Origin of the sequence: Odoribacter sp. N54.MGS-14 (assembly GCF_000980295.1) — a bacterium.
In the GTDB taxonomy this organism is placed as follows: Bacteria; Bacteroidota; Bacteroidia; order Bacteroidales; family Marinifilaceae; genus Odoribacter; species Odoribacter splanchnicus.
This window is the reverse complement of sequence record NZ_LARL01000164.1, coordinates 1-1,088: the sequence shown is the minus strand read 5'-3', so window position 1 is coordinate 1,088 and position 1,088 is coordinate 1. Positions and strand designations below refer to the sequence as shown.

Here is a 1,088-nt window from a genome sequence, read left to right as displayed (position 1 = left end):
CATGCTGATGGCAAGGCATCAGAAAATAGCTAAACTCTTTGACGAAGAATTTTGGGGTACGCAATGACGAAGTCAGGAAAAAATCCTCAAATCGTAGACTGCATCAGAACAGTTCCCCGAGATGCAGATAATATTATACATCCTAATGAAAATTATAGTTTATTTTATTGGAAACAGGGATGGAAACTATACAAACACCAAACCAGTCAGTATAATTATCTAGAATTTAAGCAACTCCTGAAAACCGACTATATCGGTTAAGAAATAATAGTCGAGGTGTGGAGTAAGTTTCGTTCATACTGGAAAATGGTATACAAAAATTTATTTATTACGATATCTTGACAAATTCTTTAGAAACTATAACTAATCTAAATTGAAAAATATTCTTATAGATTATCAAGTCTAATAAATAGTATCAGATTTTATCACAATAATCAATGTGTAATAACAAAAAATTGATTAATGGAATAGATAAAATAGAAGGAACTTAGCTTTTTATGCAAAAAGAAATATTTTATAGTTGATAGAATCTAAAAAAAAAAGTAACTTTATAGCGGCAATTGAAAGTGGCTGTATCATTGTTTGGATATTCGAAAAATTATCTCTTTTACACAGTAATGTATGTACATAAGCAATTTAAATTCATTCAAAACTCTTTTTCAGGAAAATTATTCCGAAATGGTGAGAATTGCTTTGTTTTATGTTCATGATTTGGCTATTGCCGAAGATATCACCCAAGAAGTGTTTACTAAACTATGGGAGAAAAGAGAAAAACTGGACACGATAGATAATTTGAAAGGATATATTTCCTATGCTATTAAAAATGGTTGTCTGAACTATTTAGAGCACCAACAAGTAGTGAATAAATATCAACAGGAATACATACAACAAATCGCCGAAGATGACTCCACCGATGAGTTTATTCAAAAAGTACAGGTATCTCTGACCCAATTACCCCCTAAAAGACGTAAAATATTGGAATTAAGAGTCGTAGACGCAAAGTCGTATCAGGAAATAGCCAAGCAAGAAGGCATATCGATCAATACCGTTAAAGATCATATCAAAAAAGCCTATGCTTTTCTCCGCAA

General features: G+C 31.4%; 1 protein-coding gene. It reads left to right on the top strand.

Going from position 1 to position 1,088, the window contains the following annotated elements; all coding sequences use genetic code 11:
• Positions 1-678 precede the first annotated feature (678 nt).
• Positions 679-1,088, top strand: a 410-nt coding sequence (locus WS42_RS14825) for an RNA polymerase sigma-70 factor (RefSeq protein ID WP_286728769.1), incomplete at its 3' end; no start/stop codon positions are given.